Origin of the sequence: Mesorhizobium sp. M0848, from assembly GCF_040319805.1 — a bacterium.
Classification (GTDB): domain Bacteria; phylum Pseudomonadota; class Alphaproteobacteria; order Rhizobiales; family Rhizobiaceae; genus Mesorhizobium.
Map to the genome: position 1 here is coordinate 155228 of NZ_JAMYOM010000011.1, position 12835 is coordinate 168062.

A 12835-nucleotide genomic window follows, 5' to 3' on the forward strand; every position below is an offset into this window, starting at 1 on the left:
TCCCCATTCTACGGGGAGAAATGCCCGGCAGGGCAATGAGGGGCGGCGCCGACTTCCACAATTGGCGCGCCCACAATTGGCGCGCAATGCCGGCCTCACCTGAATATCAACCGACCGAAGATTGCGGCAGCACGAACGGCATGTTCCCCGCCGGCAGGACGCCGACTTTTAGCCGGCAGTCGAAAACCTTCTCGATCAGGTCATCGCTCAGCACATCCCGCGGCGACCCGGTGGCGGCTAGCCTGCCGCGGTGCATGACGAAGATCCGGTCGGCATACATGGCCGTCAGATTGAGGTCGTGCAGGATGGCGACCACGCCGCCGCCCCTTCTGGCGAAGTCGCGGGCAATGTTCATGATGATCAGCTGGTGCTTGATGTCGAGACTGGAAACCGGCTCGTCTAGGAACAGAAAGCGCGGCTTGCCGTCGAGCACTGGCGCCCAGACCTGGCACAGCACGCGCGCGAGCTGGACGCGCTGCTGCTCGCCGCCGGAAAGCTCCTGGTAGAAACGGCCGGCAAAGCCGTCGAGATCGACACGCGCCAATGCCCGTTCCGGCAGCCGCGAATCCTCGCCCGGCAAGACGCCTGAGCGGCCGCCGACAAGGCCAAGCTTGACCACTTCCCGCACGGTGAACGGGAACGACAGCGTCGTCGCCTGCGGCAGCACAGCGCGATGGACGGCCACCTCGACCGGCTTCATCGTCGAGAGATCTCGGCCGTTGAGGGCAACGCGCCCGGTATAGGCGAGTTCGCCGGAGAGCGCTTTGAGGAAGGTCGTCTTGCCCGAACCATTGGGGCCGACGATGGCGGCGATCTCGCCGGGCCGCGCGTGGAAATCGATACCGCTGACGATAGGCTTGCCGGCGATATCAACCGAAACATCCTTGGCCTCGATCATCAAGCCTCACAAATCAACCACGCCGCGCTTGCGCAGCAGGATCCAAAGGAAAAACGGCGCGCCCGCTATCGCGGTGACGATACCTATCGGCAGTTCGGCCGGCGCAACGATGGTGCGTGCGACCGCATCGGCCAGAAGCAGCAGCGAGGCACCGAGCAGCGCCGACGCCGGCAGCAGATAGCGATTGTCCGGACCAATCAGCAGGCGCAGCAGATGCGGCACCACGATGCCGACAAAGCCGATGCCGCCGCTAACGGCGACGGACGCTCCGACCGCCGCCGAGACGCCGACGATGGCCGTGTATTTCAGCCGCTGCACCGGAATGCCGAGATGGCCGGCGGTCGCCTCGCCCAGCGCCAGCGCGTTGAGGCCGCGTGCCAGGAATGGCATCGCCGCCAGCGCCAGCACGATGATCGGCCCGACGGAAGCAATCTTCGCCCAGGTCGCGCCGCCGAGCGATCCGAGTTGCCAGAAGGTCAGGTCGCGCAACTGGCGATCGTCGGCCATGAAGATGAGAATGCCGGTCAGCGCCATGGCGAGCGCCGCCAGCGCGATGCCGGCAAGCAGCATTGTGGCAACCGAGGTTTGCCCCCGCCGCGTCGCGACCTGATAAAGCACCAGCGTGGTGGCGAGCCCGCCACAGAAGGCCGCCAGCGGCAATGCGAGCGTGCCGAGCAAGACGGTCACCGGAGCCAATATCGTGGCGCCGAGCACGATGACGGCAACCGCGCCGAGGCTGGAGCCGGCCGAGACGCCGATCAGGCCGGGGTCGGCCAGCGGATTGCGGAACAGTCCCTGCATGACCGCGCCGGAGACCGCGAGCGCCGCGCCGACCAGCATGCCGAGAATGATGCGCGGCAGGCGGATGTCGTAGACAATCAGGCTGTCGCGGGCGCTCACCGCGGCGTCATCAGGCACTGTGCCGAACAGCCAGTCGCCAATGACGTTGACGGCCGAAGCGTCCGAAGCCCCCGATGTCAGCGACAGAAAAATGGCAGCCGCGAGCCCCAGGCACAGCAGAAGGATGACGATGCGGGCGCGGCCCGACCGGTCGCCTTCGGATACGCTTGCCATCACCGGGCCGGCGATCGATTGATCGACCATGATCCGCCCGTTCAGTCCGTGACCTGCCCGCCATAAAGCGAGACAGCGAGGTCGTGGATGGCATCGGCCGTGCGTGGCCCGAAGCCGAGCAGATAGGCACCGTCGATGCGGATCAGCTTGCGCGCCGTTCCGGCCGGCGTCGAGGCGATCGACGGATTGCCGAACAGTTCGTCGTCCGACACCGGAGGCCCGGCATTGCTCATCATCAGGATCACGTCCGGTCTGGCGGTTATGATCGCCTCGTCGGACATTTGCTTGTAGCCGGAAAAGCCCTCGACCGCGTTGACGCCGCCAGCCAGCTTGACCATACCGTCGGCCGCGGTCTCGCTGCCGGCCGCCAGGATCTTGCCGCCCTGTATCGACAGCACGAACAGGATGCGCTTGCGCTCCTTGATCGACGCCGTCTGCTTCTCAGCTGCCGTGAGCTTGGCATCGAGCTCCCCGGCGAGCACCTCGGCCTTGGCATCGACGCCGAGCGCCTTGCCGACGATACGGACCTTTTCGAGGATGCCTTCGTGGCTATAGTGCTCGGGCACTTCGATGAACGGGACGCTCGTCTTCTTCAAGACATCGACGGCTTGCTTGGGACCGCTGCCATGCAGCGCCAGGATGCCGGTCGGGTTAACCGACAGCACCCCCTCCGGCGACAGCCCGCGCATGTAGCCGACATCGGGCAGCTCAAGCGCCGCCTTTGGGTACCGGCTGGTGGAATCGCGAGCCACCAGATGCTTTTCCTCGCCGAGCGCATAGACGATCTCGGTGATCGAGCCGCCAACGGCCACGATTTTCGAAGGATCGGCAAACACGGCCGTGCCTTCCATGGCGCTGGCGGATTGCAGTGCGATAACAGCCATGGAGAGACCGATCACCGGCCCGAAAATAGATCCGCGCACGGTCGACAATCTTGGGAAAAAACGCATCGCATTTTCCTCAGGCTGCGGTCGGGCTTGGGATGCGCGGCAGGTTTTCCGCCAGGAAGCGCCAGTCGTCCCGCTCGCTTTCGCCTTCATGACGCTTGCCGAAGAACTGGATGAACATCTTGCCGTCGGCGTCATAGACCTCAAGCGAGGTGACATGACCGTCCTTGGTCGGCTTGCGCACCGCCCAGACCTCCTGGATGTGGTCGGTCCGCAAATGCAGGTGGAAGGTTTCGTCCAGCACGTTGATCCATGGCCCCATCGGCTTGATCGACTTGATCGGACCGGAATGGATCTGGATGCATCCGCGGTTTCCCACAAAGCACATGATCGGCATCTCGCCCTCCGCGGCGTGATGGAACATGGCACGGACGCCATCATTGTCGAGTTGCCAGGCATAGTCTTGCCCGACCAGGCGGACCGCCTGCCGGCGGCTCAGCTTCAGCGTCTTCAGCATGCCGAAGAACTGGTGCACGTCGGTCAGCCGGCTCCAGCGGTCGCGCAGATCGTCGAGATTGGCGCTCGCTTCGTCGCCATGGATCTCGTCATCGGGGAGTGGTCCTGAAATGTCGACCGTCGGCTCCTGATTGGACGATTCGAGCGCGGCAACCAGTTTCTGATAGGCATAGAGGCTGGAGGCCGGACGCAAATGCACCTTGTGCACGGCCTCGCCCGCCGCATCGAAAAACTGCAGGCTGCGGCGGATTTCGTCGCCGTCTCGCTTCTCGACGGCAAAGCCGTGTGCCCAGACCTTCGGGAAGATGCGCAGGTCGATGTTTTCGCCAAGCACCATGGCATTGTGGTTGCCGGTGACGACTTTGTCATAGACGCCGATCTTCTCGTGCACCGCGCTTTCATTGCGGGTCAGCGCCATGACCTCGCCGACGGCTTCGAGACCGGTCAAAAGATCGTTGACGCGTGGCTCGACACGGACGACGCCGTCGCCGCAGTGGGCTGCGACCAGCTCGGCCTCCGAAATGCCGAGCTGGGCGGCGAGATCACGCTCGCGCGTCTTCGGATTGTCTGTCCGTGCCCGCCGGATTTCATGCGGGGCGGGTTTTACGCGCTGGTCCATGTCTTGGTCCCTGTGGCCTTGCCTTACTTGTTGAGAATGAGCTTGCCCTGGCGGGTGATCTTCAGCCGATAGAGCGCGCCATGATGCTCGATGCCGATCTCGTGCTCGCCCTGGAACAGGGTGTTGCTGGACAGGGTTCGCACCGCCAGCGGAACCCGGTCGAAACGGGCGGAGGCATCGTCGGAACGGCGGACGCGATAGCGAAAATCGTTGGGATTGTGGGTGTTCATCTGGATGGATCCCTTTCCTGTGCCGGGCGTCTGGCTAGGCGTTGCGTAATCCGATTCATTTCTTGACTTGAATAATCATGTTTACTAGTCAGTGCAATACCGGATTAAATGAGTCAACATTTAAGACCCCGGACATGATCAAAAATGCCAGCCAGCCCCGGGCCAGCCAGCATGAAACCTGGACTTTGGAGTTGGGGCATGGGGTTTGTGACTTGGGAATGGCGCGGCCGGTCGGCGGCGAACGGCGCAGCGGCTTTGCTGGCAAGCGTGGCGGCGATCGCCTTGTCGGCGCAGCTGGCCAACGCTCAGCAGGCGGCGCAGCCGGCGGACCAGCAGACAGATCAAACGAAGAAGGCCGACGAAGAAAAGGCGGCACAAGCGGGCGCAACGCTGCTCGACAAGATCCTCGTCATCAGCCGCACCGGCGAAACGGCGATCGAATCGCTGGCATCGACCAGCCATGTCGGCCAGGAACAGCTCGACCGCCGCATGGCGACGACGCCGAACGAGATGCTGCTCGGCGTGCCCGGTGTCGCCGCGCAGGCCGACGCCAGGCGTGTCAGCACCAGCATCAACATCCGCGGCTTGCAGGATTTCGGCCGCGTCGCGGTCATTGTCGACGGCGCGCGCCAGAATTTCCAGCGCTCAGACCACGGCACGCAGTCGACCTTCTACATCGACCCCGAACTCGTCAAATCCGTCGACGTGATCCGCGGTCCTGTCGCCAACACCTACGGCTCGGGCGCCATCGGCGGCGTTGTCTTCTTCGATACCAAGGACGCCGGGGATTTCCTCAAGCCGGAAGAAACATGGGCCGGCTCCGTCACGGGACGCTATGAGAGCAACGGCAAGGGCTGGACAACAAGCGCATCCGGTGCCTACCGCCTCAACGAGAACTGGGATGTGCTCGGCAACATCGTCTACCGCAACTATGACGACTACAAGGATGGCGGTGGCGACACGGTCAAGGGCACCGGCTTCGATGTGCTGAGCGGTCTGCTCAAGACCACCATCCGCCCGACCGACAACAGCGAACTGAAGCTCGGTTGGGTCGGCTCGAGCGACGGCTGGAACGAGATCAGCGGCGGCGTGCCGGTCAATGACGTCGACCTGAAGTCGAACACCTTCACCGCCCGCTACAACATTACGGATGAGGACAAGAGCTGGCTCGATCTCCATATCAACACCTCCTACAACAAGACCAATCTCGATCTGACCAGCCTCGTGCCTCTCAACCGGTTTGATCCGAGCACCGGCCTTCCAGTTGTTTTGCCGGCTGGCTCGACATCGACATTCGACATCGGCACGACCAGCATCGACATTTGGAACACGTCCAGATTCGAGACCGCGGGAATCGCGCACGAACTGACCTATGGCGGCGACTGGGCCGGCGATAACGTCGAGACCGGCGGCACGGCCGGTGGCGACAGCTTCTATACGCCTTCCGGTAAGCGGAACGTCTCCGGCGCCTATGTCCAGGACAAGCTCACCTGGGAGTGGCTCGAAGTCATCGCCGGGCTGCGTTACGACAATTACAGCCTCAAGGATGACACACACGAAACGTCGGGGGACCGGTTGTCGCCGCGCATCACCGTCGGCGTCTCGCCTTTCGACAGCGCCAGCCTTGCCGGCCTGCAATTCTACGGCACCTATGCGGAAGGATACCGGTCACCCTCCCTGTCGGAAACACTGATCAGCGGTCGCCATCCGGCGGGTGTCACCTTCCCGTTCCTGCCCAATCCCAATCTGCGGCCGGAAACCGGAAAGACCGTCGAATTCGGCGTCAACTACAAGCAGAATGATATCCTCGAAGCCGACGATGCGCTGCGCATCAAGGCAGCCTATTTCAACAACGATGTCGAAGACTACATCGATGGCGTTACCCTGTCGCGGTTTGACCCGACAGCCGGCTGCCCGAGCGGACCCGGTATCCCGATATGCTTCCAGTACCAGAATTTTGCCAAGGCCAAGATCGACGGCTTCGAACTTGAGGGCGTCTATGATGCCGGATGGGGCTATGCCGGGCTTTCGGCTTCAATCACCAATGGTCATACCATTTCCTACAGGGACGTTCGGGCCGATCTGCTGACCATCCCCTCATCCCAGGTCACCGCGCAGCTCGGCTTGCGCTTCCTCGAGGACAAGCTAACCGTGGGCGGCGAAGTGCAATACAATGGCAAGCCCAAGGGCAACCCGATCGCCGAGGACTACACGCTGGTCAATGCTTTTGCCAGCTACCAGGCGACGGACAATTTGAAGATTGATTTCCGCGCCGACAATCTGTTCGATGTCAAATACGCCAACCCGCTCAACCTGACCACGGCCGGCCAGCCGCCGCAGCCGGTCTTCGCGGCCTACGAGCCCGGCGTCACCCTGAAGCTGGCGGCGACGATGCGATTTGGAGGCTGATGACCATGACGAGCTTGATGACATCCCTTCGTCTGCTGACCTCGATGCTGGCGATGTCGCTTGCGATGGTTCCGGCGTGGGCACAAGAGTCCGCGCCGGTCCCCGCACTCACCCTAGAACTCAATGGTGCGCAACCTTCCGACAAGGGTTGCCGCCTGACGTTCGTGGTCAACAACAATCTCGGCGCCGACCTGTCCAAGGCTGCGTTCGAGATCGCCTTGTTCAACGAGGCAGGCGTCGTCGACCGGCTGACCGTGCTCGATTTCAAGGAATTGCCGGCGGGCAAGACCAAGGTGACGCGTTTCGATCTGGCCGGCACCGAGTGCTCGAAAGTCAGCCGCGTGCTGATCAACAGCGCGACCGAATGCACCGGTACCGGCGTCGAACCGAACGCCTGCATGCGCAAGCTGAAGACGGACACCAAGACCGGGATCGCTTTCGGAGTCTAAGGTGGGACTGCATCCCGCATTCCTGCAAAACAATGCGGCGTGGCCAGTTGCCGGCCACTGCCGACTGCCGCTGCGAGCGAACGATCTTGATTTGACAATTCTGCTCTTGTCGCTGCAGGTCTCGCGGCGAGACATGCAGGATATCAGTCCCCTCCCCGAAGCCAGCGCCGAGCTGGCGATAGAGCCAACCGAGCCGCTCGCGCTACCGCGGCCATCGGCCTGGAACCGCAAGTGGACGGCGGCGATCGTCGTCTCCTGCCTGCTCCATGCCGCGGTGGCAGCGGCCTTTCTGATCTCCCCTACGGGGACTTCCAGTTTCCAAGATGCCGAGCAGCCGGAAGGCAGTGAACAGTCGGGCACCAACGTGGTCGGCAGCGCGCTGGACAAGGACCCGACGGCAATAAACGTTGCACTGGTGCCGAACCCGCAACCCGCCAAACCACAGCCGGCAACGCCGCCCAAGCCAACGCCGCCAACAGAGCCTTCGCAACCCGCGAAGGACGCAGCAAAGCCGCTCAAGCCTTTGCCGGAACCTGCCAAACAGCAGACGGTGACGCCCGACATATTGGTGGCCGGCGCCCCTCGCCCCGATGACCAGAGCGTGGCTCCCAAGGCCGAAACGCCGGCGCAGCCGATCGTGCAGGCCGAGAGCGCCGAAGTGCCTGTCGCCGTTCCAGAGCAGCCACCGATCCCCAGCGCCAGGCCAACGTCGGCAGCTGCCCCTTCAAAGACGGCGGATGAGAAGCGCGGCACGGCGAATGGCGAGGACCGGTCGGCGCAAGCAGCCAGCAAGGGCAAAAGGCAAAAAGAGGCAGGCACGGCCGCGGAAGACAATTACCGCGGCGATGTTTTTAGAAAACTCGGCAGCGTCAATCGCACCCTCCCGCCTTCCCTACAGCTGGCGGCACGCAACAATGCGGTTGTCACATTCGTCATAGGCAGGAAGGGCAACATAAACGAGTTGCGCATCCTGGAGACCTCAGGGTCGGCGGCTTTCGATCAGGCGGCGCTTGGCATTGTCCGCAAGGCAGCCCCCTTCCCTCCAATTCCACCACAGGCAGCAAGCGCAAATTTGGAGTTCGAGACCGAAATCGGCCCATTTTGAATGTGCGCAGAACAAACGCTGCAGCCGCCAATCATCAACATCCGCACGAAAGGAACCGCCATGTACATCGCCATGAACCGCTTCAAGGTGCAGACCGGCTCGGAGAACGATTTCGAAGCCGTGTGGAAGAACCGCGATTCCAGCCTCGCTGAGATGAAGGGTTTTCGGGAATTCCACCTGCTGCGTGGCCCGGTCAACGAGACCGAAGGCTACACGCTGTTTGCGTCGCACACGGTGTGGGCGAGCCACGAGGATTTCATCGCCTGGACCAAGTCGGAGAATTTCCGCGCCGCCCATCGAAATGTCGGCACGACGAAGGTCCACTATCTCGGTCACCCCCAGTTCGAAGGTTTTTCGGTCGTCGAAGGCGCTTAAATACTGGCCGGGCTCAAGCTCCGGCCAGCAGGCTCGCATTGCCGCCGGCGGCGGTGGTGTCGACGCAGACAGCCCGTTCATGTGCATAGGCCGCCGGGTTCAGTACCTCGCTGACCAGCGGCACGATCGGGCCGGAGCGGTCGGCGATGACCTTGCGCACGATGCGTGCAGCCTCCGGCGTGCCCGAAAAGGCGACGACATCGACGCGCAGTGAGCGTGCTTCGACCGGATCCGGCCGACCATCGATGGCGGCCAGCGGCAAGCCCTTGCCGGTCAATGGGGAAAGGGCAGCCGGTGCGCCGGGCGCCACGGCCAGCACCGCATTGCCGGCGGCGAGCGCCTGGATCGTCTGCGCCAGCAGCGTATCGCCATCGGGACCGAGGCACAGCACCCGTCCGCGTGGCGAGAGCGAGAGCGTGTTGGCCTCGCCGGTCGGCCCGGGCAGGTCGATCTGGCCGAAATCGATGCCGGCGGCCGCACCTATGGCCGCAGCACCCTTGCCGCGCAGATGCTTCCTCAGAATGGCGATCCGGTCCGGACGCGTCGACCAGCCGCCAAGTGTGGGATCAGGCAGATTGTCGGCAAGCTCGGTCGCCGTGACCTTATGGCCATCCTGCAAATGGGTGCCAGCCTCCGGCCCTTTGCGGAACCGGCGGAGGTAGTGCGGGCCGCCGGCCTTCGGCCCGGTGCCTGAAAGCCCCTCGCCACCAAACGGCTGCGAGCCGACCACGGCGCCGATCTGGTTGCGGTTGACGTAGATGTTGCCGGCATGGATGCCGTCGACGAAATGCTGCACGCGGCCCTCGATACGGGTGTGCAGGCCGAAGGTCAGGCCATAGCCCTTGCGGTTGATGGCGGCGATGACCGCGTCGATTTCGTCGGCGTCGAACGTAGCGACATGCAGCACCGGCCCGAACACCTCGCGCTCCATGTCCTCGATGCCCTTGACGCGGAAAACATGCGGCGCAACGAAGCGACCTTCCTTCGGCGCTTCGAGCTTGGCAATCAGCCGGCCCTGCAAGCCCATTTTCGTGCAGTACTCGCGGATAGAGCTTTGCGCCTCGTCGTCGATGACAGGGCCGACATCGGTCGAAATCCGCCAGGGATCGCCGATGCTGAGCGCCTCCATGGCGCCCTTCAGCATCTCCAGCATTTTCTTCTCCACGTCCTTCTGCACATAGAGCACGCGCAGTGCCGAGCAACGCTGGCCGGCACTCTGGAATGCCGAGGCGAGGATGTCGCGCACCGCCTGTTCGGGCAGCGCGGTGGAATCAACGATCATGGCGTTGAGGCCGCCCGTCTCGGCGATCAGCATGGCGTTGGGCGCGGCCGTCTTGGCCAGTTGCTTCTCGATCAGCTTGGCGACCTCGGTCGAGCCGGTAAAGCAGACGCCGGCGATGCGCGGATCTGATGTAAGCGGCCCGCCGACCGACGGGCCGTCGCCAGGGAGCAACTGGATGACGTCTTCCGGCACACCGGCCTCGCGCAGCAGCTCGACAGCCCGGAAGGCGATCAGCGGCGTCTGCTCGGCCGGCTTGGCGATGACCGAATTGCCGGTGACAAGTGCGGCCGCGATCTGGCCGGTGAAGATGGCGAGCGGGAAATTCCACGGCGAAATGCACACGATGGCGCCGCGCGCTTGCGTGCCCGCCTCCGCATTGGCCGCCTCGGTGGCGTAGTAGCGCAGGAAGTCGACCGCCTCGCGCACTTCGGCGACGCCGTCGGCCAGCGATTTGCCGGCCTCGCGGGTGGCGAGTGCAAAGAACTCGACGGCTTTGGATTCATAGAGAACGGCGGCACGGTTGAGGATGGCAGCGCGCTCGGCGACGGAACGTTTTGCCCATGCCGGCTGCGCTTCCACCGCAAAGCGCACGGCGGTCGCGACTTGCTTGGCGGCGGCTTCGCTGACCGTACCGACCACTTCGGAAGGCTTTGCTGGGTTGACTATGGGACGCTGCTTGCCGTAGCCGGCGGCACGGGTGATCGGCTTGGCATGCCAACGATCCGGCCCAGCGAAGGCCACCCTGGCCTTGTCGATCGCCGCCAGCGTCACCGTGTCGGTGATGTCGAATCCTTTCGAATTGCGACGCCCGGCCCCAAAAATCTCGGAAGGCCGGGCAATCGCCGGATTGGTGGCCGGACCCTGGCTCTCGACCGTTTCGAGCGGATCGCGCGCAATGTCCTCCGGCTCGACGTCCTCGTCGGTCAGTTGGTGCACGAAGGAGGAATTGGCGCCGTTCTCCAGCAACCGGCGGACCAGATAGGCCAGCAGATCGGAATGCGCACCGACCGGCGCGTAGATGCGGCAGCGTGTGCCTTCGGACCGTCGCACCGTCTCGTGCAGCGCCTCGCCCATGCCGTGCAGGCGCTGGAACTCGAAGGAATCGCGATTATCCGCCATCGCCAAGATGGCGGCGACGGTGTGGGCATTGTGGGTGGCGAATTGCGGATAGATGCGGTCGGTCATCGATAGCAGCTTTTTCGCGCAAGCCATGTAGGAAACGTCGGTGTTGGTCTTGCGGGTGAAGACGGGATAGCCTGACAGTCCGAGCGTCTGCGCCCGCTTGATCTCGGTGTCCCAATAGGCACCCTTGACCAGCCGCACCATGATGTTGCGGTCGTATTTCCTGGCCAGCGCATAGAGCCAATCGATGGCGAAGGCCGCGCGTGGCCCATACGCTTGCACCACCACGCCGAAGCCGTTCCAGCCGGCGAGCTCCGGCTCGGCCAGCACCCGCTCGATGACGTCGAGCGACAGATCGAGGCGATCGGCCTCCTCGGCATCGATGTTGAGGCCCATACGCGAATGGCGCGCGGCAAGCGCCAGCGACAAGAGCCGCTCGGCCATCACAGGCAGCATCTCTTCCTTCTGCGCCACCTCGTAGCGAGGATGCAGCGCCGAAAGCTTGACCGAAATGCCGTGGTTCTGCCTGATGTCAGGACCGTTGGAGCCGGAATCGAGCGACGAAATCGCGTCGGCATAGGCCTTGTGATAGCGCAAGGCGTCGGCCTCGGTGCGGGCCGCCTCGCCCAGCATGTCGAAGGAATAGAGGTAGCCCTTCTGCGTCATCGGCCGGCCGCGCTTGACGGCTTCCGTGATGGTGCGGCCGAGCACGAACTGCTCGCCCATCTCGCGCATGGCGGCGGCCACCGCCTTGCGGATGACCGGCTCGCCCAACCGCCGCACCATCGAGCGCAGCGTGCCTTCGATGCCGCCCTCGCCCTCATCGAGGACGCGGCCGGTCAGCATCAGCGCCCAAGTCGAGGCGTTGACGAAGATGGAGCTCGAACCGCCCGAATGCGCCGACCAGTCGTGCGGCGCGATCTTGTCGGCGATGAGGTCGTCCATCGTTTCGGTATCGGGCACGCGCAACAGTGCCTCGGCCAGGCACATCAGCGCGACGCCTTCCTTGGTGGAGAGACCATAGGCCGAGAGGAAGACTTCCATCAGCCGGGGATCGGACGAACCGCGCACCGCCCGCACCAGATCGGCGGCGCGGGCCGAGATCGCCTTGCGGTCTTTCCCGGAGAGCGCCGTCGCGTCGGCAAGCCGCTTCACGGCCTCGTCTTCATCGGGCAGGTAGTTGGCGCGGATCTGCTGGCGGATGGCATCGAGCGCTGGCATGGCGGTCCCATGGATCGAGCAAAGGGATCGGGCCGGCGGTCACCGGACCGAATGGTGGAAGCTAGCACAGATGCGAATTTTCAATCGGTCCGAAGAAATCGACATTGCAGGTCATTCGATCTATCGTAGCAGCTCAAAACCGACATATGGACTGCATTTTCGATGACAGAAGACCAATTGGACCGCATCGACAGGAATATCCTGGCGGCGCTGGCAAGCGATGGCCGGCTTTCGATGTCAGAACTGGCGGCAAACGTCGGCCTGTCGAAAACGCCGGTGCAGGCGCGGGTGAAGCGGCTGGAGAAGGACGGCTACATCAGGGGCTACCAGGCGATCATCGACCGCGAGCGCATGGGCGAAGGCCATGTTGCATTCGTCCAGGTGAAATTGTCCGACACCAGGTCCGCCGCGCTCGATGCCTTCAACCGATCCGTGCAGGCCGTGCCGGAAATCGAGCAGTGCCACATGATGGCGTCGAGCTTCGACTATCTGCTGAAAGTCCGCACCAGGGACATCGCCGCCTACCGCCGCGTCCTCGGCGAACGCATCTCGGCCCTGCCCCACGTCGCCCAGACCTCGACCTTCGTGGCGATGGAGACAGTCAAGGATCGATGACCATGATCCCGAAAAGTGGAAGCCGGTTTTCGG

The 12835-nt window shown here is 63.6% G+C and carries 11 protein-coding genes; 5 read left to right on the forward strand and 6 right to left on the reverse strand.

The features are described from left to right. Positions 1-106: 106 nt before the first annotated feature. From NKH95_RS15090 to hemP, 5 genes are read right to left on the reverse strand one after another with little or no spacing between them, the layout of a single operon-like run. Entirely contained in the window at positions 107-898 is a 792-nt protein-coding gene (locus NKH95_RS15090; protein WP_352552414.1) for a heme ABC transporter ATP-binding protein, read from the reverse strand. 6 nt (positions 899-904) lie between these two features. Continuing rightward, positions 905-2002: a FecCD family ABC transporter permease gene (locus tag NKH95_RS15095; RefSeq protein WP_128303990.1), complete on the reverse strand. Its 1098-nt coding sequence runs from the start codon at positions 2000-2002 to the stop codon at positions 905-907. 11 nt (positions 2003-2013) lie between these two features. Continuing rightward, the gene (locus tag NKH95_RS15100; protein ID WP_023812245.1) at positions 2014-2922 is read right to left on the reverse strand and encodes a heme/hemin ABC transporter substrate-binding protein; all 909 of its coding nucleotides are present in this window, start codon (positions 2920-2922) and stop codon (positions 2014-2016) included. A 10-nt stretch (positions 2923-2932) separates the two neighbouring features. Further along, positions 2933-3994: a hemin-degrading factor gene (locus NKH95_RS15105; protein WP_023812246.1), complete on the reverse strand. Its 1062-nt coding sequence runs from the start codon at positions 3992-3994 to the stop codon at positions 2933-2935. A 23-nt stretch (positions 3995-4017) separates the two neighbouring features. Further along, positions 4018-4224, reverse strand: a complete 207-nt coding sequence (gene hemP / locus NKH95_RS15110; RefSeq protein WP_023757683.1) for a hemin uptake protein HemP — start codon at positions 4222-4224, stop codon at positions 4018-4020. A gap of 198 nt (positions 4225-4422) precedes the next feature. Here hemP and NKH95_RS15115 point away from each other — a divergent pair, with 198 nt between their 5' ends. The 4 genes from NKH95_RS15115 (at position 4423) to hmuQ (ending at position 8562) form a co-directional block, all read left to right on the forward strand. Beyond that, positions 4423-6633 carry a TonB-dependent hemoglobin/transferrin/lactoferrin family receptor gene (locus NKH95_RS15115; protein ID WP_352609578.1) on the forward strand — a complete coding sequence of 737 codons (2211 nt, stop codon included), beginning with the start codon at positions 4423-4425 and terminating at the stop codon, positions 6631-6633. Positions 6634-6638: 5 nt separating this feature from the next. Then, on the forward strand, positions 6639-7082 hold the full coding sequence (locus NKH95_RS15120) for a hypothetical protein (RefSeq protein WP_023812248.1): 444 nt from the start codon (positions 6639-6641) through the stop codon (positions 7080-7082). Between the two features lie 91 nt (positions 7083-7173). Further along, positions 7174-8187, forward strand: coding sequence for a TonB family protein (locus tag NKH95_RS15125; protein ID WP_348625595.1), 1014 nt, complete (start codon positions 7174-7176; stop codon positions 8185-8187). 60 nt (positions 8188-8247) lie between these two features. Next, positions 8248-8562, forward strand: a complete 315-nt coding sequence (gene hmuQ / locus NKH95_RS15130; protein ID WP_023812250.1) for a heme-degrading protein HmuQ — start codon at positions 8248-8250, stop codon at positions 8560-8562. Between the two features lie 13 nt (positions 8563-8575). Here hmuQ and putA read toward each other — a convergent pair whose 3' ends face one another. Continuing rightward, positions 8576-12187, reverse strand: coding sequence for a bifunctional proline dehydrogenase/L-glutamate gamma-semialdehyde dehydrogenase PutA (gene putA, locus NKH95_RS15135; protein ID WP_023812251.1), 3612 nt, complete (start codon positions 12185-12187; stop codon positions 8576-8578). A 162-nt stretch (positions 12188-12349) separates the two neighbouring features. Between putA and NKH95_RS15140 the strand changes: the two genes are divergently transcribed. Continuing rightward, complete coding sequence (locus NKH95_RS15140; RefSeq protein ID WP_023812252.1) at positions 12350-12802, forward strand: Lrp/AsnC family transcriptional regulator; 453 nt, start codon at positions 12350-12352, stop codon at positions 12800-12802. Positions 12803-12835 lie beyond the last annotated feature (33 nt).

Bases quoted from the DNA above. Each gene is read 5' to 3' on its own strand.
- NKH95_RS15090 (WP_352552414.1), bottom strand. From the start codon at position 898: ATGATCGAGGCCAAGGATGTTTCGGTTGATATCGCCGGCAAGCCTATC.
- NKH95_RS15095 (WP_128303990.1), bottom strand. From the start codon at position 2,002: ATGGTCGATCAATCGATCGCCGGCCCGGTGATGGCAAGCGTATCCGAA.
- NKH95_RS15100 (WP_023812245.1), bottom strand. From the start codon at position 2,922: ATGCGTTTTTTCCCAAGATTGTCGACCGTGCGCGGATCTATTTTCGGG.
- NKH95_RS15105 (WP_023812246.1), bottom strand. From the start codon at position 3,994: ATGGACCAGCGCGTAAAACCCGCCCCGCATGAAATCCGGCGGGCACGG.
- hemP (WP_023757683.1), bottom strand. From the start codon at position 4,224: ATGAACACCCACAATCCCAACGATTTTCGCTATCGCGTCCGCCGTTCC.
- NKH95_RS15115 (WP_352609578.1), top strand. From the start codon at position 4,423: ATGGGGTTTGTGACTTGGGAATGGCGCGGCCGGTCGGCGGCGAACGGC.
- NKH95_RS15120 (WP_023812248.1), top strand. From the start codon at position 6,639: ATGACGAGCTTGATGACATCCCTTCGTCTGCTGACCTCGATGCTGGCG.
- hmuQ (WP_023812250.1), top strand. From the start codon at position 8,248: ATGTACATCGCCATGAACCGCTTCAAGGTGCAGACCGGCTCGGAGAAC.
- putA (WP_023812251.1), bottom strand. From the start codon at position 12,187: ATGCCAGCGCTCGATGCCATCCGCCAGCAGATCCGCGCCAACTACCTG.
- NKH95_RS15140 (WP_023812252.1), top strand. From the start codon at position 12,350: ATGACAGAAGACCAATTGGACCGCATCGACAGGAATATCCTGGCGGCG.